Annotated in this window: 1 pseudogene; it reads right to left on the bottom strand. The window is 62.7% G+C overall.

From position 1 onward, the window contains the following. Window position 1 precedes the first annotated feature (1 nt). Window positions 2–771, bottom strand: a pseudogene (locus KZX42_RS17155) (IS5 family transposase). Between the last annotated feature and the right edge of the window lie 90 nt (window positions 772–861).

The following is an 861-nucleotide window of genomic DNA, read 5'->3' as shown; positions in this document are numbered from 1 at the left end:
GCTAGGTGGTGTGGACAAAGTGCCTGACCCACAGGCGGATTGAAGCGACGAGGACGAAACCGAGGAAGCTGTCGGCGGTCTTGTCGTATCGGGTCGCCAGTCGGCGGCTGTGTTTGAGCCTTGAGAAGCAGCGCTCAACGAGGTTCCTCAGGGCGTAGATATGACCGTCGATGACGGGCTGAACCTTGCGGTTCCGCCTTGCGGGAATGACGGCGACGACATCCCTGGCGTCAAGGTCGGCCAGGATGAAGTCGGCGTCGTATCCCTTGTCGGCGAGCAGCACGCGAGGCTGTGGGCCGGGTTCGTCCATGACCGGCGCATAGCCCTTCACATCGGAGACCTGACCGCCGCTCAGCGTGACCGCAACAGGGAGGCCCAAAGCGTTGCTGCGGAGATGGATCTTGGTCGAGAAGCCACCGCGAGAGCGGCCAAGACCCTGGTCCTCATCCCCTTTTTTAGCGCGCCGGCGGCGTGCTGATGGGCGCGGATGATGGTGGAATCGATCATCTGGACGCTGCCATGCCCTGCGCCGGCCTCGTTCAGCGCCTCCAGCATCACCTCCCAGGTCCCCGCCAGCGTCCAGCGCCGGAACTGCCGATAGACCGAGTTCCACTCGCCGAAATGGCTGTGCAGGTCACGCCAGGCCGTGCCTGTCCGAGCGATCCAGAACACTCCGTCCAGCACCCGTCGGTGATCACGAGGACGCCGCCCCCGTCTCGGCCCCTTCTCGACAACGAACGGCTCGAAGAACGCCCATTCCTCGTCCGACATCAAACCACGAACCAACGCCACTCTCCGCAAAGAGCAGCCTTGAATCAGTCATCTGGTGATTTGGGAATCCACTTTGTCCACACTACCTAG

It is taken from the genome of Brevundimonas sp. EYE_349 (assembly GCF_023147505.1).
GTDB lineage: Bacteria > Pseudomonadota > Alphaproteobacteria > Caulobacterales > Caulobacteraceae > Brevundimonas.
The sequence above is the reverse complement of the archived record's forward strand: the minus strand, read 5'-3'. Positions and strand labels throughout refer to the sequence as shown.